Source organism: Spirosoma endbachense (assembly GCF_010233585.1).
Taxonomy (GTDB): domain Bacteria; phylum Bacteroidota; class Bacteroidia; order Cytophagales; family Spirosomataceae; genus Spirosoma; species Spirosoma endbachense.
The window spans coordinates 7481743-7499316 of record NZ_CP045997.1 but is presented as its reverse complement, the minus strand read 5'-3'; the positions used below and the strand labels follow the sequence as shown (position 1 = coordinate 7499316).

The following is a 17574-nucleotide window of genomic DNA, read 5'->3' as shown; positions in this document are numbered from 1 at the left end:
CTCTTTATTGTTTCGGCCAACTTGACCATTAATTTCAGAAACAGCACTATAGCTGATTCAACTGACAGCATGTCCCTCAAAATTTCCTCTGCGCTGATCTCCGTTTATTACAAAGACGGTCTCGAACCCTTAGTACGGCTTTTGCACGAACAGAATGTGCGGCTATACTCTACCGGTGGCACCCAGGCATTTATTGAACAACTCGGCATTCCTGTAACGGCCGTTGAAGACCTGACGGGGTATCCATCCATATTCGGGGGGCGCGTTAAAACGCTTCATCCGGCCGTTATGGGTGGTATTCTCTATCGTCGTGAATTACCTGAAGATCTTGCTCAGGCCGAACGGCATAAGATTCCTCCCATCGATCTGGCCGTTGTTGACCTCTATCCGTTCGAGGAAACAGTGGCATCGGGGGCATCGGATGACGATATCATCGAAAAAATTGACATTGGTGGGATTTCGCTCATCCGGGCGGCTGCCAAAAACCACAAGGATGTGCTGATTGTCTCGTCGCGGAGCCAATATGCCGACGTAGTGAAACTGCTCGCGGAGAAAAATGGCGCCACGGATCTGAACGACCGCCGGTATTACGCCAAAGAAGCGTTTGCCGTAACGTCGCATTATGATACAGCCATTCATGCCTATTTCGCTGACTCGGATAGCCAGTCTGAGCCATCGATTGCAGATTTCAAGAATCTGCCAGCCAATCACCTGCGTTACGGCGAAAACCCGCATCAGCAGGCAACGTTCTACGGCGATCTGGACGCTATGTTTGAGAAGCTGCACGGCAAGGAGCTATCGTACAATAACCTTGTCGACGTTGATGCCTGTGTGGGTTTGATCGATGAATTTCAGGCTTCGGCAGGAAGCACCTTTGCAATCATTAAACATACAAACGCCTGTGGCATCGCTACGGCACCAACCACAAAAGAAGCCTATCTGAATGCGCTGGCCTGCGATCCGGTGTCGGCTTTCGGCGGTGTGATTATCACGAACACAACGGTAGCTCTGGAAACGGCCGAAGAACTGAACAAACTGTTCATGGAGATTCTGATCGCGCCCGACTTTGCGCCCGAAGCCCTAGCGGTCTTGAAATCGAAAAAGAACCGTATTTTACTGAAACGCAAATCGGTTGCGTTGCCATCGATCATGTTCAAAACGATTCTGAATGGCGTTCTGGAACAGGACAAAGACAATCAGACCGAAACTTCGGAGCAATTCAAGGTAGTTACGCAAAAAGCCCCGACAGAATCCGAATTACAGGCCCTGGAGTTCGCACTGAAGGTTTGTAAACATACCAAGTCCAATACGATCGTACTGGCCAATAAAGATCAGCTGCTGGCAAGTGGAGTTGGGCAAACGTCACGCGTAGACGCCCTCCGCCAGGCTATTGAAAAAGCGGGATCGTTTGGTTTCGACCTGCACGGAGCGGTAATGGCATCCGATGCATTCTTCCCCTTTCCTGACTGCGTTGAAATTGCAGGGCAGGCCGGCATAACGGCGGTTGTTCAGCCGGGCGGTTCGGTCCGCGATCAGGACTCGATCGATTATTGCAATGCACACGATCTGGCGATGGTCACAACGGGCATCAGGCATTTTAAACACTGATATTTTTTGTCATGCAACCCCGGAAGCCCAGATAAAGTAAGCGGCTTCCGGGGCTGCATGACAAAAGCAGAGACTTATGCGACTACTTTATACAATCTGGTGCGCTGTTTATTTTATCACACTTTATCTGGTATTGTTCCCGATACAGTTTGTGTTTTTGCAGCGCAATGAATGGAAACCCGTAGCGCATAAGATCAATTTTATCTGGGGCTCGCTTTTTTTCATTGGCATCGGGATGCCCGTTCGCGTTGAGCGTCGGTTTAAGCCTGCTAAAAACCAGGTTTATGTCTTCTGTGCCAATCATTTCTCATATCTGGACATTGCAGCTATGGGCGTGATTGTCAGGAATTACTATGCCTTTGTGGGTAAAAGTGACGTTAAACATATCCCACTGCTGGGTTATATGTTCGCGAAACTGCACGTTCAGGTCGATCGCGACCAGCCGAACAGCCGTGCTTATTCACTGGCGAAATCGATTCGTACGCTGGCTTCAGGTCGTAGTATCATGATCTTTCCGGAAGGGGGCATTCGTGCGAAAAATCCGCCCCAAATGCACCATCCATTCAAAGAAGGTGCGTTTATCATGGCGATTCAGCAACAGGTTCCGATTGTACCGGTTACACTGCTGAACAATTATAAAATTTTGCCCGACACGAAAAAGGTACGATTTCATTGGCATCCGCTCCGCGCGATCATTCACTCGCCCATCGAAACCGCAGGGTTAACCCAGGACAATGTGGAGTGGCTGAAAGAAGAAACATACCGAATTATCAACACTGAATTAATGAGCGAAAAGAAAGTAGTGGCCTAACGTTCACGCTTTTGCCAGTTGCTCTTTTACGATGAAAGTAGATCAGGAAACGTTACATAAAATTGCCCATCTGGCACGTCTGGAAGTCCGTCCCGAAGAAGAAGCCGATCTGCTCGACAGCCTCAATGGCGTCTTGACCTGGATGGAACAGCTCAACGAGGTCGATACGACAGGTATTGAACCGCTGACCCATATTTCGGCCGAGACCAACGTCCTGCGAGACGACGTTATCGGCAATCACCTTCCCCGCGAACAGGCGCTCGCCAATGCACCCCAGCACGACGAACAATTTTTTGAGGTTCCGAAAGTATTAGAATAGTTTCCGAATAGGCTCTGCCACTTGCTCTGGGTGAAAAACCAGGCTAAAATGATCACCGGGGACTTCCACGAATGGTTCGGCAGGCCGGGCAATTATGCTATCCCGGCGGGTATGAATGCGCAAATCAGGCGAAACAGTCAGGGGCGGCACTGGGGCAAATAACGTTTGCAATTGCTGGTCGATATAGGTTCGACTCATGACCCTCATTCCTTCCATTAGACTACTATACAAGTCGAGCGACTCGGCAAATGGATACTGTTTCCGAAAAAAATTCAGTAAAGGACGGCTTTGTGTAATGCCCGAATAAAGCAGAAACTTCAGCAGACGCAAATTATGCGTTGGTAATCTAATTTTCCGCTGGTCGGTCCAGGACGATATCAGAATAGCTTTAGCACTGATCAATTGCTTGATATGGCTTGCAATCCATCCACCCATCGAATGGCCAATGATGACCTCTTCGGCCTTGATTTCATAAAAATCGACCAGATACTGCGCCAGTAGCTGAACGTTAATTGCCCCAGTCGGTTTCCAGCGCAGAAACTCATCGGCCAGATCGATTCGAACGAAGGTGGAAACGGGTAATAACGGGACGAGTTCGTCGAAAATAGCAGGGGTTTCGACATAACCATGAATAAGAAAAATACGCGAAATAGCTACTGGAGCTTGTCTAGCATCACCTTACCTATGGCGATGCTAAACCGGCTTAGCAAAATTGATGCTTACCGGTAAAGCTCAGGTCAAGCCAAATTAGTTCACGCCAGCACCGGCTTCACGATCTTTCCGGCTACATCGGTCAGCCGAAACGGTCGCCCCTGAAACTGATAGGTCAGTTTGGTGTGATCGAAACCAAGCAGGTGTAGAATCGTAGCCTGAAGATCGTGGACGTGAACCTGATCTTTAACGCCATAATAGCCAATGTCGTCGGTTTCGCCATACGAAAAACCACGCTTAACTCCGCCACCCGCCATCCAGACGGTAAATGCATCGAGGTGATGATCCCGACCCATAAACGGCAATACCTGGCCATCGCGATTTTCCTGCATAGGCGTCCTACCAAATTCACCGCCCCACACAACCAGCGTATCGTCCAGCAAACCACGCTGTTTCAGATCTTTCAACAGGGCTGCTACGGCCTGATCAGACTCTTTGCATTTATTCTTGAGTCCAATTTCTATGGCTCCGTCGGCACTCGTACCGTGCGTATCCCACCCCCAATCGAACAATTGAACAAACCGAACTCCGCGTTCGACCAGCCGACGGGCAAGCAGGCAGTTTCGGGCAAACGAGCCTTTGTTTGGATCGACACCATAGCTGTCGAGAATATACTGTGGCTCGCTTTTAATATTCATGGCATCAGGTACAGACATCTGCATCCGAAACGCCAGTTCATATTGAGCAATTCGGGTCAGTATTTCAGGATCTTTAACATCCTCATACTGTTGTTGATTGATCTGACTAATGGCATCAATCGTCTGTTTGCGTACGTTACGGTCCATTCCGGCCGGATCTGACGCGTATAATACCGGATCGCCGTCTGTACGACACTGCACACCCTGATAAACTGTTGGCAGAAAACCGCTACCCCATATTGACTTTCCAGCATCGGGCTGCTTCCCACCCGATGCCAGCACAATGTAGCCGGGTAGGTTATCATTTTCGGTACCGAGTCCATACGTAACCCATGAGCCGATGCTCGGTCGTCCTAAACGGGCACTGCCGGTGTGCATGAGTAACTGAGCGGGTGCATGGTTAAACTGATCCGTATGCATTGCTTTCAGGAACGTTATATCATCCACCACACCCTGCAAATGAGGCAGATAATCAGATACCCATGCGCCCGACTGGCCATATTGAGCAAACTTACCCTGCGGACCAAGCATTTTCGGAACACCCCGGATAAACGCGAATTTCTTGCCCGTCAGCAATTCCTGTGGACAATCTTTACCGTTGTATTTGGCTAGTTCGGGCTTGTAATCGAACAATTCCAGCTGGCTCGGCGAACCGGCCATATGAATGTAAATAACCCGTTTGGCCTTCGGTAAATACTGGGAGGGATGCGGTGCTGTTGGCTCTCCCATTGGCAGAGCCGCACCAACCGTGTTCGTCTGAGCCTCATTTTTACCAAAGAACCCGCATCCGCCTAAGATCGAGCTGAGTGCCATTGCGCCCAGCCCTGTTGAGCAGGTATGCAGAAAATGCCGCCGGGTTTCGCGCTCGGCCGCAGCCTGCTGAAGTTCGTTGAGGAGTTTGTCCATAAATACTTACTGCGGATAAAACCCGCGTTTGATCGCTCTAGCTCCAGAAAACAGCCGGGAGCGCTGGTTACTACTTACTCTTTCGTAACAACTTCATCCAGATTCAGCATGGTATTGGCGGTTACGGTCAATGCAGCCTGCTCGGGCGAAGCATCTTCCCTGGCCATCAACTTTTGGGCTTCATCCGGCTTCAGTCGGTAATGCGCTTCTGTACTGCGATAGAGCCGGGTTAGTATGCTTAGTTTTTTAGGAGGCAGATCCCGCAACATTAACCGACGAAATCCGGCCTGTATCTGCGTTTCGGGCGATTGTCCATGCTTCTGCATGTAGTCTGCCAACTGTTGAGCCGCTTCCACATAGACAGGATCATTCAGGGTGACAAGGGCCTGCAAGGGCGTATTCGTTCGGAGTCGGCGTAGCTGGCAGAACTCCCGGCTGGGGCTATCAAAGGTAACCATCGATGGATAGGGGGCCGTCCGTTTCCAATAGGTATATAATGCCCGCCGGTGCAGATCCTCACCCGTGCTCTGTTTCCAGCTTTCGCCATCGTAGGGCGATTGCCAGATGCCATCAGGCTGAACGGGCATAACGCTGGGCCCATACATTTTTTGGCTCAACAGCCCGCTGACAGCCAGTGCCTGATCGTGCACAGCCTCAGCCGACAGCCGCACACGAGGCCCCCGAGCCAGCCACTTATTGAAAGGATCTTTGGCTACCAATTCTGGAGAAACCTCCGACCGTTGCTGATAGGTAGCCGACATCACGATCTTTTTCAGGAGTTTCTTCACGCTCCAATGATCCGTTTCCATGAACTCAACAGCCAGATAGTCCAGTAGCTCGCGGTGGGTCGGCGCAATACCCTGCGTACCCATATCCTCGACGGTTTCAACGATTCCGGTACCAAACAGTTGTTCCCAGAATCGATTGACGGCCACTCGTGCCGTTAGCGGATGCTCCCGACTGACCATCCACTTTGCCAGGCCAAGCCTGTTTTTTGGCAATTTAGGGTCCATTGCCGGAAAGTACTTCGGCACATCCGGCATTACTCGCTTCCCTTTTACCAGCCAGTTACCCCGCTGGAAAACATACGTTTCCCGCGCTAAATCGCCCATGCCATCGAGCATGATAGGCGTTTGTTCGGGGTTGGCGTTCAGAATATCCAACAACAATTTATCGCTTTCGCCGACAGCGTCCAGAGGCTGATTGGGCAACGATGGCTGAAACGATACCCATTTGATCTGAACCCAATCTTTTGGGGCAGTTGGACTATTGAGTGACACGTATAAATTGTGCTTACCCTTCACGGGTGGCAATGGTATCAATTGGATCGTATCATTGCCGGTACTGCCCGTTTTCGGCACACGAACAGTGGCCAGTACGGGGCCAGCCAAATTATCCTGCCGGAAGGTGACGGTTGCATCAGGAGCCTTTGTGCCCCACGAAATCAGGAGCCGTGGCCGCCCGGTCAGCGTTACGTTTTTGATTCGGGCCGACCCTTTATCCTGAAAGCCAAAATACTTGGCATCCAGCAACGATGCGTTTACCAACTGGTCGAAATCGTGCGAATTGATTTTCGGCTCCATTGTCCGGGCCAGCTTCGTAAAATAATCGGCCTGTATGCTGGCTTGCTGAGGGTTAGGAATGCTTTTGGCAATAAACTGCCTCAGATTGACAAGTTTGAGCGAATCATCTGCTTTATAGAATCGCAGTGTCGGTGTATCACTCGTTACATCTTCATCGCGGCTATTGTTGAAGAAAGCGAGAAACTTATAATACTCATCGTTAACAAATGGGTCGTAGGGATGGCTGTGGCACTGCACACACGAGAACGTTGTTCCCTGCCATACGTCCCAGGTCGTATTGACGCGATCCAGCATGGCCGCGACCCGAAACTCTTCATCCTGCGTACCACCCTCATCATTATTCATTGTATTCCGATGAAAACCCGTTGCGATCAGCTGAGCATCAGATGGATTCGGCACTAAGTCACCGGCAATTTGCTCAACCGTAAATTGATCGAAGGGTTTGTCTTCATTGAAGGCCTTAATGAGCCAATCGCGGTAACGCCAGATTTTCCGGCCGGGATCGCGTTCATATCCTTTTGTATCAGCGTATCGGGCGAGATCGAGCCACATGCCCGTCCACCGTTCGCCGTAAGCCGGAGATGTTAACAGCCGATCAACCACTTTCTCATAAGCATTGGCTGATTTATCGGTCGTAAAGTCAAGAACGTCTTTTTCTGAGGGTGGCAATCCCGTGAGATCGAGCGATAGCCGCCGGATTAGCGTAGCACGATCAGCTTCAGGCGACGGTTTTATTCCTTCCTGCTTTAATTTATCCAGAATAAAATGATCGATTTCATTTCTGGCCCAGTTCGTTTCGTCATTTTCAGCAATACCCAGTCGGCTCCAGAACGTGCCAATTTTCGGAATGTCAGGTTTCTCAACTGTCTGATACGCCCAGTGATCGCCCCATTCGGCGCCCTGATCGATCCATTTACTCAGGATATCGATTTCTTCAGGCTTCAGTGCAGGGTGATCGAGGGGCATTCGCTCATCGGGGTCATCGAGCGTCAATCGCCGAATCATTTCACTACCATCTGCATCGCCGGGAATAATGGCCCGTTTGCCGGATTTAGCGGGTGCCAGGGCTTCATGCTTAAATAACAGAGAGAATCCCGACGCTTTTTTAACACCGCCGTGGCAAACGATGCAATTTTTGTTCAGCAGTGGTTTAATCTGCGTGTTATAATCGACCCGTTCCTCAAAAATACCGGGAAACGACGAGAGCATAAACGCTACAGCGATGCCGACGGTACCCAGAATAATCCACTGACTTTTCATCTTCGATTTACGGGCAAATTGTATGCGAACGAGCTATTTACCGACTAACCCTGTCTAGTTTCAATAAAAGACAAAAGACCCCAAATCCTCACCACCTATAATGAAGAGACTTGGGCATAGAGCGTACGAAAATCACGGATAGATACAGTTTTAACGAAGATACAGCCTAAACCGTTCGTAAAAATCGCCAATTAAGCTCGTTGAATCTGGAAGAAAATCGATTTGCTTACTTCACGCGCACGTCTACCTGAGCGGTATCATCTTCGCCATTACTCGTTCCGTTACCAGGTACAGAGTCGGGATCAGGCTGGCTGGCGGCTAAAATTTGTGCAGTACAAACTCCAGTGCCCGCGGCTGTAATTCTGGCTTTGAACTGTAGCGTTCTGCTGGTAGCAGCCGCCAGATTGCTGATGCTGCCGGCCACGCCATTGCTGCTTAATGCCAGATCACTACTTGACTCAAAAACCTGCCCGCTGGGCAGGTAGGCTATAACAAACAACATAGCCGCATTAGCACCACCCGCATTCGAAATAGTCAATGAATACGTGATAACATCATTCAGGCGGGGTACACGATTATCAACTGATATGTTCAGGCTAATGTCTATTTTAGCTGGATCAGGAATGGGCTGGTTACTGACAACTGTAGGCAATGGAACCTGATTGGGATTGGGCGAAACAAATAAACCAGAACCGCCCTGTTTGGTGCGAAAATCCAGCATAGCCATATCATCCTGACCATCTCCCGTGCCAGAATTAGCCTGACTATCGGGGTCGGTTGAGAGCATCTGTGCGATTTCCGCAGCATTACTGTATGTGCCACCAGCCGTCGGCTGAGCGACAAAACTTATAACCTGCGTTGTACCCGGACTAATATCCATGGCGTTACTGGTCAACACATTATTATTGACTGTTAAGCCTGTCGATGAAATAAAGGCAAGATTATCGGGTAAGCGGTCCCGAATCACAACGTTTCGTGCCTGTCCGGGCCCGTTGTTTTGGACAAAAAGACTTATTGTAACGGGGCCGTTCAGATCAGGCAGTCGTTGACTGATCCCCATTGCCAGACTAACATCTGCCTGACTAGCCGTAGGACTCGTCCTGAATAAATTGGAGGGTACGGCTGGCAGGAATGGCGATGTGGCTACAACCCGAAGCTGAAAGAGGCTTCCCAGCCGAAGCGTATCCGGAATTTTCAGTTTAATTGGACTTGCCGAACCACTGCCTAGTGTAGACCAGTAACGGCCAAGCGAATCGAGCAATTGCACCTGCCATTGGTTATCGCCCGCAAACGAACCGAGCGTTGAGAAAGGCACATACAGACTGTCGCCGGGGCGGATATAGTCCGCTACGGTTCCGGTAACGGCGAATTGAGTCGGCGTTACCGGCTGAGTGTTTTGAAAAAAGCTGTTACTAAGGCTATTATTCCAGTTACGGGCAAACCGGGAAAGACCCATCTCGGCCGGAATAGAGGCCGGATTCAAGTAATAGCGCGGATGCGTTGCCGGGCGGGAGCTATTTTTAAAATGTACATCTGTATTTCCGGCATTGCGATTGACAATCGTATCGTTATATGGGCCTTGATAGACATTCAGGCCCGGCGTATCAATAACTCGCTGCTGTTCGGTAACAACAGCAGGGCGAAATTCCGTACCATCGAATGAAGCACGGGCCACCATCCAGGGCACATTACGCCCTCCAAAATCCTGCCTTGATTTCTGAATAACCCCCACTAATCGATCATAGTATTGCGGAATACTCGTCGTTCCATCGGGAAAGCTGTATTCGGCTTCACCCTGATGCCATAATACAGCCCGAATGCCTGCAATGGAATTGTAGTAATGAAGTACATTCTTAAGGTTGGTATAGGGTTGCAGGTTAGGCCAGTTTTCGGCGCAGAAATAGCGATTACAGGTTGGAATGCCATTCGCCGTGTTGTACCAGTTTTCGGCCGTCGACCCATCCCACCCGGCTACATAAAACGCCACCGGCACATTGTATCGATTCACGATGTAGTCGCCTAATTCGCCCCATCCCCATGAACTTTCGGCCATAGGGAAAATTTTCCGGCCAGCGGTCAACGGCTTGAATACGGGCACTGGCATTGGATCACCGGACGAAACAAGCGCCTGCGCACCGGGCGGATAAGAGTGGTTGATCGAATCAATGGCGCTAACCCGGTCAGTAATGGCTCCAAGGTCATTATCGCCAATGCCCAGGCCCCGCGAGTTTGACTGTCCGGCCGTAACGAACACTTCACCAATACCAACAGGTTGTACGGTTCCCTCTGCGATGACGGTATTCCCAATCAGGGTTCGTACGGTCAGGATATACCACCCGCCTGAACCTGTGACATAGCCCAGAAAAACATTATTTGTGGGATTTGTTTGAACCACCTGCCAGCCCGTAGCATTTCCCTGTCCAGCCGAAACGGGCGTTAGTGAAGCCTCTACCCGATCGACGGCACTGCTCAGTCGCCCTGACAAATACAGTCGCCCATTGCCATCGCTCCCGCGCTGAACGACGAGCCGCGACATTGGGTGTGTAATCTGTAATTGGGCAAAAGCAAAAAAGGGCCATCCAATAAACAGTAAGACCCATTTTGTAAATGTGGACATGAATAATTGTGTATGCTCCTGCGAAAATAGGTAGAAAGTTGATAACGGTTATTGATATAAGCAGAATGGTCCGTTTACGGTACTTAGACAATCACCTGAAAACACGTCAATATCTAAGAAAACCACCGCTTCGCAACGGGGCCCGTAGGTATATCTATATGCGCACTTACACCCTTCCCAGGTTGTGTTTGCCAAAGGATTTTTCCGTTCAAAATAGCGACCCTCGATTCTATACTACCTAGTCCAAGTCCAGGCCCACTGCGCTTTATCTGGTCATAATCAAACCCTTGTCCATCATCGGAATAGATCAGGAATAGTCGATCCTTCTGGCCCTGAATAAATAGATCGATCTGGTGTGCGTTTGCATGTTTAAGCGAATTGCTCACCAGCTCCTGAGTAATTCGGTATAACATCACCTCGATATCCACCGGAAGGCGGGCCATTGTTCGTAAATCCGGGTTTGCCGGATTATCAGTTAACTCTGCTCCGTCTGCGGCCGACTCACCGGGGGCATTCGTCAAAATCAGGTGCATTGCGATTGTGCCCGTTGCGTTAATACGCGAGAACAGTTCCTCTACAGCAGCTACGTAACCATATCGCTCCAGTGTTTGCGGGTTTAGTTTCCGAAGCAGATTACGTACATCACTTATCGTACTGTTAATCAGCGTAAAAATATTGTTCTTCAGAACCTGCACGCCTGCGGTATTCACAACATTCGCGTGCGTTGCCGATTGAGTTGTTTCAACGGAGGCTTCATTGATGTACTGGATCAACCGGGTTGTGTAGAGTTTTAGAGTGGCAAGCCGGGTTCCAATCTCATCGTGCAGATCACGGGCAATGTCTTTCTTAACCTGCTCCTGAATGTCATACGCCAGCCGCAACCGATCCGTCTCCTGTTGGCGTATGACATTTTCACGCTGTCGAATCCAGCCAAAGGTTACCAGGACAAGCACTAATGCAATCAGTATGTAGAACGCGGGTGTTTTCCAGAACGGCGGCTGAATATGAATCGCCAGTTTTTTAATCCGGCTACTCCAGTGCCCATCCCGATTGGCGGCTTTAACCTGAAAAATATAGTCGCCCGATGGCAGATTGGCATAGCGAACGTAGTTTTTTTCGCCCGCTGATACCCATTGCTCATCATAGTTCATTAACTGGTACTGGTACGAATTATGGCCATTACTAAAGTAGTCCAAAGCAGCAAACTCCATCGATAGGGTGTTCTGATCGTGCGCTAGTTCAATCCGGTCAATTTCACCAACATAACGATCCGAAAGCAACGAATCTTCATTAACATTGAACGAGTAAATATGGACATTCGGGCTGAACGACGAATTGCGGTACATATCGGGACGAAACCGATTAAACCCTTCTACACCCCCAAAAAACAATTCTCCGCTAGCCAGTCGGATAAAGGCATTGCCGTTAAATTCATTGCCCTGTAAACCATCACTTAATGTAAAATTTTTGATGGCTCCTGTAGACGGATCAAGCCGCGAAAGACCCCGGTTCGTACTCAGCCAGATAACATTATTAACATCGGCCAGCGAGCCATAAACAAACGAATTGGCTAATCCCTGCTGGTCTGAATATAGCTTAAGTTTACCCGTTTCAGGCTTCAAAGCAGCCAGCCCCCGATCGGTAGAGAGCCACATGGTCTGGCGCAGTGTATCGGAACGAAAATGCAGAACCATACTCCCTTTTAAGCCCGATCGAATGAGTTTCCAGGGCGACAGTTGATGCTCTGGCAGCTGATACCAGTAATACCCGTTCAGGTAAGTACCTACCCATAACTGGCGGGTTGCAGTATCATACCAGAGGTTAAAAATGTTCTCGCCAGCAAGATCAGGAAGTTTTGACCAGCTACGGCGGACAATATTGAGGGTATATAGACCATCTTCGGTGGCAGCAACAAGCGTGCTGTCGTTAATACTCGCCAGATTTCGAACATAATTGTCGGTTACCTGACTAGCTGAGGGTTGAAATAAAATTGGCTCGAAACGATCAGTTTCCGGATGAAACGCCATAACTCCCCCCTTTATACCAACCCATATACGCCGTTTTGGGTCACGATACATGCATCGCACGAGCTTATGCGTTGGCAAATTGTACTCGCTTGCATCGGTGAAATAGCGTTTAACTACATGATTTGTCCGTGGATCAAGTACGTTAATTCCTTCTTCCGTTGAGATCCAGAGTCGATCAAAACGCTCTTCCATAAAGCCCCGAACCGTGTAGTTGCTTAACTTTAATTCAGCAGGCATATTATCTGTCGACTGGCGTTTGCTCATGCCCCCAAACAAAAAAGCATTGGGTATGATACGGGTCAGTCCGTCCGGATCGACATTAGCCCAGATTATGCCCAGATTATCCGAATAAACTTTACGAATCTCAAACTCGCTCAGTTGTCGGGTATTGCCCGTCACATCGTTGACCTGACCAAACAACCGCGACCGTTTATCGAAATACAATACCCCATTGCGTTGCGTGCCCAGCCAGAGACGGCCAAGCTGACCGGGAGCAATACTATAGACGGCGCTGAGGGGCTGGTTGCCAAAACGATCGTATACCAGCGCCGTTTGATGCCGATAATCGAATCGAATCAATCCCGTATTTGTCCCAATCCAGGCAACGTTGTCAAGATCAATAAAAAAGGAAAAAACAGTTTGCGGAGAGCCAAACTGATTGTCGGGCCGGCTAGTAAAATAGTGGGAAAATGTTCGATCATGGAGATTATACCGTATCAGGCCTTGTGGAGCATGGAGCCACACATCACCCGCCGGGGTGCGTACAGTCGAGCTCGGAAGGTCATATTCTTTAGTTGGGTGAATGGTTGATGCCAGAATTGTCTTTCGGCGATTCCGGTAGTCGAATCGCACTAAACCTTCGGCATCACTCAGGTAAAGCAGTTCGGTTTTATCGACAAAAAAAGGCAGTGTACGGCTATTTATTGGCTGGTGCTGGGCATCGGTTGCCAAAAAGCAGTCGAAGCGATCACGCTGACGGTCATACCGGTTCAATCCTTCTTCGGTACCAACCCATAAATTACCATCAGGGTCTTCGATAATACCAAAAATATTGACGCCCCGAATTGCGCCAGAGCGAGGGACTCCCCGCTCACCTACTAAAGGGCGATAGGTGCGAAATTGATGACCATCGTAGCGATTAAGTCCATCCTGCGTCCCAAACCACAGGAAGCTACGGCTGTCTTTCAGCATGTAATAGACGGAGCCCTGCGTTAGTCCGTCATTAACGCTGATATGATCAATCTGAAAGTTCGGCGTGGTTGGTTTGGCCAGATAATTTATCTGCGCCCAGCCATACTGACTTAATATACTCCAAAGGAGCACCAGATAAGCGGCACTATGAAGTACCTGTCGAATCATTAATAATAAAGAGGTTAAGATAAGCAACTGTAAATGAGTTAAGTATTTACCTATTTTCCAAGCGATTTGGTAGTTTAGACTGATTTAACCATACGCTCCTTCCTGGTTGGCCAACTCCATAGTCGTCTAAAAAACCGATTGGGCTTACTAGTCTTGTTGATAACAGGACTGTCCCTTGTATTTTCGCTATTCCGAACCGTTATTCGTAGGAAGTTGCCGTTAAAAATTCATCAACTACCCATAACCCATGCGTTGTATTCACCTCATTCGCTTATCGATTATGCTTAGCTCTTCTGCGGCTCTGGCTCAGTCAGGAAGCCACAACACCAATGAATCTTTGGCTTACCCTAAAGCCCGAAGAACCGATCAGACCGACACCTACCACGGCACTACTGTTGCCGACCCTTACCGCTGGCTCGAAGACGATCGCTCTGCCGAAACTGCCGAATGGGTAAAAGCCGAAAATAAAGTTACGTTCGACTATTTGTCGCAAATTCCGTACAGACAGCAACTTCAAAACCGACTTGAGCAGATTTATAACTATCCAAAATACTCTGCGCCAAGCCGTAAGGGCGAATGGTTCTATTTTTCGAAGAACGATGGCCTTCAAAATCAGGCAGTTCTGTATCGACAGAAAGGTCTTGACGGAAAACCGGAATTAGTAATCGATCCTAACAAACTTTCGGCCGACGGCACCACACGACTAGGTGCATTTTCGCTCTCGAAAGATGGTAAATACGCCGTAGTTGGCCTCTCCAAGGGAGGTTCCGACTGGCAGGAATACCAGGTTATGGAACTGGCTACCAAGCAATACCTGTCGGATAAAATCGAATGGGTAAAAGTGTCGGGCACAGCCTGGCAGGGTGACGGATTTTATTACAGTCGCTACCCAAAACCCGAAGGCAGTGCACTGGCCGCCAAGAACGAAAATCACCAGGTTTTCTATCATAAACTAAACACGCCCCAAAGCGCCGATCGGTTGGTTTATGAAGATCCTCAGCATCCTCAGCGATTCCACATTGCCAGTACCACCGACGACGAGCGGTTCCTGTTGCTCAGTGTGAGTGATCGAGGCAAGGGAAAAGACGGCAATGCGTTGTTTTTTATGGATGCTAAAGCCGATCAGAAATCGTTTTCGTCTGTTGTGGAAGATGTGACCGACTTCAGTTATGGCGTAGTCGACAACGATGGGGATCGGCTGTTGATTTTGACCAATGAGAAAGCTCCCAATAGTAAAGTCATTGCCTACGACACGAAAAAGAAGGCCTTTTCGACACTTATTGCCGAGAAACCAGAACCCATTGCCGAGAATAGCGTCAGTGCAGCAGGCGGTAAATTGTTCGTCGAATACTCGAAGGATGTTACCTCAAACGTAGAGGTGTTTGACTATTCAGGAAAGCGGGAAAGCGATATTCAACTCCCCGCCATCGGTTCGGCAGGCGGATTTGGTGGCGAGAAAGACGATAAGTTCGTGTTCTACACATTCACGTCTTTTACATTTCCGCCAACGATCTACCGGTACGATATCGCCACCCGTAAAAGCACGATCTTCCGGGCTCCCGAAGTAGATTTTAAGCCAACCGACTATGAAACAAAACAGGTTTTCTACACCAGTAAAGACGGCACAAAAGTGCCCATGTTCCTGACCTACCGTAAAGGATTAAAACTGGATGGCACGAACCCAACTCTCCTGTACGGCTACGGCGGATTCAACATCAGCCTGCCCCCGGCATTTAGTCCGCTACGAATTCCCTTTCTGGAGCAGGGTGGTGTTTATGCCCAGGCAAACTTACGCGGTGGTAGTGAGTATGGCGAGAAATGGCACGAGCAGGGCATGAAGCTGAAAAAGCAGAACGTATTTGACGATTTCATTGCAGCCGCCGAATACCTGATTGCGCAGAAATACACCAGCCCGGCTAAACTGGCAGTTCAGGGTGGGTCAAACGGTGGGCTACTCGTTGGGGCGGTTATGAATCAACGGCCCGAATTATTTCGGGTAGCGATTCCACAGGTGGGCGTCATGGATATGCTCCGATTCCACAAATTCACGATTGGCTGGAACTGGATTGCCGATTACGGTAGCAGCGATAATGCCGACGAGTTTAAGGCCTTATACGCCTACTCACCAATTCATAATCTGAAAACGGGTGTCGCTTATCCTGCTACCCTCATCACAACCGCCGACCACGACGACCGGGTTGTACCAGCACACTCGTTTAAGTATGCAGCCACCATTCAGGAGGTTTATAAAGGCCAGAATCCGGTTCTGATCCGGATAGATACCAACTCCGGGCACGGTGCCAGCAATACCAAAAAGAATATTGAGACCACGGCCGACATCTATTCATTCATCCTCTGGAATATGGGTGTGAAGAGCCTGCGCGAAATCGCCAGTAAGTAATTCTATTCAACGAAAAAAGCCGCTCCTGAATCAGGAGCGGCTTTTTTCGCTTAATGAGGAATATCCTTAGAATTTAAGGGTAAGCCCTAATTTAAGAGTAGCAAGGCTAGAGCCCAGTTCAGCAAAAGCACCTAATTTCTCGCTGAAAAAGTAACGACCACCAATGTGAATAGGCACATATACCGTTCCATAAGTGTCCGTAAAACCACCATAGGAAAAAGAAAAGTAGGAAAGGCCTATGCCAGCGTATAAATCAGCTTTGTCAGTACTTAGGCTAAGCAGTTCGTTGAAATGGTAAGAACCCCGAGCACCAATGTCAAATGAATTATAATTGTAGGACCCTACACTTCCATAGCTTCTATAACCAATTACACCACCCACTGTAATATTAGGTGCCACACCAAAATCGGCAGCGGCATTAAGTCCGATACCACCGCCACCTGAGTAGTAACCGTAGCCACCTACGCCAATACCGAGGTTGATGAACTTAGTACCTTTGTCAATCGCCATTTGAGCAAATGACTGGGTGCCCGCCAGAAGGGCTATAACTAGCAAAATCGAAAAGTGAATTTTTTTCATGTGGTAAACTGATTTATGTAAAACTGGGAACAAATTAAGGTATATTCGTTTCGCTTCGCAAATTCCCTTGTTTAGGCTCTTATTAATCGGTAAGAGTAACAGATTCTCAGCAACAAATCAGCAAATACCAGCTATTGGTAAACAATCTGTAAATCAGTACCTTATAAATACATTTCCAAAAAATAGTTACGATTTCTCATTAATGTATTGACGAAAGACCATCGATACGTTTGAGTGATCGGTAATGCAGAAAATACTGCTTATCAACGACTTTTCACTCTATTAAATTTATAGGATAAAACTAATAAAGCATTAAATTCATGCCTTTGTCAATATCGGCTCTAACTACGATTGAAGGCCTGAACCCCAATGGTCAACAGGCATTTTCTTTTGTATTTTTCAGAGCGCAAACGCTCAATTTCCTGCCACAACTCTGTGCATAGTTACGGGCCGATCAAAGGTGATAAAAAATGGATCATCACTTATTAAGTTGCTATTAAAAAGAGGCTAACCCACTGTTATTGAGCTTATTTTTAGTAATTTGCTTCTTTACTTGGTGGAATAACGAAACGCCGACTCATGATGAAGTCGGCGTTTTTATTGTACCTATCATTGCTTTTTCCTGCCTACGACTAAAGACTTAACTACTACCTACTATCCTATATTTTTTTTACAACGACGGGCGAGCTATATACGTATTCATCAATAAGGTGCAAATCAACGGCCGCCGAGAGAAATCAACTATGTTGCACAAA

11 protein-coding genes are annotated in these 17574 nt (G+C 48.5%); 5 read left to right on the top strand and 6 right to left on the bottom strand.

Features of this window, described 5'->3' with window-relative positions:
- Positions 1-69: 69 nt before the first annotated feature.
- From purH to gatC, 3 genes are all read left to right on the top strand, one after another.
- Positions 70-1608, top strand: a complete 1539-nt coding sequence (gene purH / locus GJR95_RS30475; protein ID WP_162389451.1) for a bifunctional phosphoribosylaminoimidazolecarboxamide formyltransferase/IMP cyclohydrolase — start codon at positions 70-72, stop codon at positions 1606-1608.
- Between the two features lie 76 nt (positions 1609-1684).
- The gene (locus GJR95_RS30470; RefSeq protein ID WP_162389450.1) at positions 1685-2419 is read left to right on the top strand and encodes a lysophospholipid acyltransferase family protein; all 735 of its coding nucleotides are present in this window, start codon (positions 1685-1687) and stop codon (positions 2417-2419) included.
- Between the two features lie 31 nt (positions 2420-2450).
- Positions 2451-2738: an Asp-tRNA(Asn)/Glu-tRNA(Gln) amidotransferase subunit GatC gene (gatC, locus tag GJR95_RS30465; RefSeq protein WP_162389449.1), complete on the top strand. Its 288-nt coding sequence runs from the start codon at positions 2451-2453 to the stop codon at positions 2736-2738.
- On the opposite strand, the gene GJR95_RS30460 is transcribed toward gatC, so the two are convergent.
- From GJR95_RS30460 to GJR95_RS30440, 5 genes are all read right to left on the bottom strand, one after another.
- A complete protein-coding gene (locus GJR95_RS30460) occupies positions 2730-3371 on the bottom strand; it encodes an alpha/beta fold hydrolase (protein WP_262889818.1) in 642 nt (213 codons plus the stop codon). The two genes, gatC and GJR95_RS30460, sit on opposite strands and share 9 nt — an antisense overlap.
- A gap of 119 nt (positions 3372-3490) precedes the next feature.
- On the bottom strand, positions 3491-4993 hold the full coding sequence (locus GJR95_RS30455) for a DUF1501 domain-containing protein (RefSeq protein ID WP_162389448.1): 1503 nt from the start codon (positions 4991-4993) through the stop codon (positions 3491-3493).
- 74 nt (positions 4994-5067) lie between these two features.
- Positions 5068-7836: a DUF1553 domain-containing protein gene (locus GJR95_RS30450; RefSeq protein ID WP_162389447.1), complete on the bottom strand. Its 2769-nt coding sequence runs from the start codon at positions 7834-7836 to the stop codon at positions 5068-5070.
- Between the two features lie 226 nt (positions 7837-8062).
- Entirely contained in the window at positions 8063-10453 is a 2391-nt protein-coding gene (locus tag GJR95_RS30445) for a sialate O-acetylesterase (protein ID WP_162389446.1), read from the bottom strand.
- Positions 10454-10566: 113 nt separating this feature from the next.
- A complete protein-coding gene (locus tag GJR95_RS30440; RefSeq protein ID WP_162389445.1) occupies positions 10567-13839 on the bottom strand; it encodes a sensor histidine kinase in 3273 nt (1090 codons plus the stop codon).
- A gap of 280 nt (positions 13840-14119) precedes the next feature.
- Between GJR95_RS30440 and GJR95_RS30435 the strand changes: the two genes are divergently transcribed.
- On the top strand, positions 14120-16240 hold the full coding sequence (locus GJR95_RS30435) for a prolyl oligopeptidase family serine peptidase (protein WP_394370009.1): 2121 nt from the start codon (positions 14120-14122) through the stop codon (positions 16238-16240).
- 66 nt (positions 16241-16306) lie between these two features.
- Here GJR95_RS30435 and GJR95_RS30430 read toward each other — a convergent pair whose 3' ends face one another.
- Positions 16307-16819 (bottom strand): hypothetical protein, encoded by a 513-nt coding sequence (locus GJR95_RS30430; RefSeq protein WP_162389443.1) that lies wholly within the window; start codon positions 16817-16819, stop codon positions 16307-16309.
- A gap of 320 nt (positions 16820-17139) precedes the next feature.
- Here GJR95_RS30430 and GJR95_RS42605 point away from each other — a divergent pair, with 320 nt between their 5' ends.
- Positions 17140-17262, top strand: a complete 123-nt coding sequence (locus tag GJR95_RS42605) for a hypothetical protein (RefSeq protein ID WP_262889736.1) — start codon at positions 17140-17142, stop codon at positions 17260-17262.
- Positions 17263-17574: the final 312 nt, after the last annotated feature.

Bases quoted from the DNA above. Each gene is read 5' to 3' on its own strand.
- purH (WP_162389451.1), top strand. From the start codon at position 70: ATGTCCCTCAAAATTTCCTCTGCGCTGATCTCCGTTTATTACAAAGAC.
- GJR95_RS30470 (WP_162389450.1), top strand. From the start codon at position 1,685: ATGCGACTACTTTATACAATCTGGTGCGCTGTTTATTTTATCACACTT.
- gatC (WP_162389449.1), top strand. From the start codon at position 2,451: ATGAAAGTAGATCAGGAAACGTTACATAAAATTGCCCATCTGGCACGT.
- GJR95_RS30455 (WP_162389448.1), bottom strand. From the start codon at position 4,993: ATGGACAAACTCCTCAACGAACTTCAGCAGGCTGCGGCCGAGCGCGAA.
- GJR95_RS30450 (WP_162389447.1), bottom strand. From the start codon at position 7,836: ATGAAAAGTCAGTGGATTATTCTGGGTACCGTCGGCATCGCTGTAGCG.
- GJR95_RS30445 (WP_162389446.1), bottom strand. From the start codon at position 10,453: ATGTCCACATTTACAAAATGGGTCTTACTGTTTATTGGATGGCCCTTT.
- GJR95_RS30440 (WP_162389445.1), bottom strand. From the start codon at position 13,839: ATGATTCGACAGGTACTTCATAGTGCCGCTTATCTGGTGCTCCTTTGG.
- GJR95_RS30435 (WP_394370009.1), top strand. From the start codon at position 14,120: ATGCTTAGCTCTTCTGCGGCTCTGGCTCAGTCAGGAAGCCACAACACC.
- GJR95_RS30430 (WP_162389443.1), bottom strand. From the start codon at position 16,819: ATGAAAAAAATTCACTTTTCGATTTTGCTAGTTATAGCCCTTCTGGCG.
- GJR95_RS42605 (WP_262889736.1), top strand. From the start codon at position 17,140: ATGCCTTTGTCAATATCGGCTCTAACTACGATTGAAGGCCTGAACCCC.